Source organism: Actinomyces sp. 594, from assembly GCF_019325145.1.
Taxonomy (GTDB): domain Bacteria; phylum Actinomycetota; class Actinomycetes; order Actinomycetales; family Actinomycetaceae; genus Actinomyces.
In genome coordinates this window covers 1,000-1,218 of the sequence record NZ_PIZC01000061.1, presented here as the reverse complement: position 1 = coordinate 1,218, position 219 = coordinate 1,000, and positions in this window count along the sequence as shown.

The window sequence follows — 219 nt, the reverse complement described above, 5'->3', positions numbered from 1 at the left end:
GTACAAGACCAACTCCCCTTCACCGACACCTTCCACTGCCTAGCCCGCTCCGCCATGGGCAACCTGTTCCTGTGGGGCGAACAAACCGGCCACAGCATCGAGATCGACCCCACCTATACCCGCATCGTCATCGACCAACTCGCCATACAGTCTTTCAACGACCCAGCGACGCGCCAGCGACAAGGACGAACAGCTTTCACTAGCAGTGGTGACTGGAGT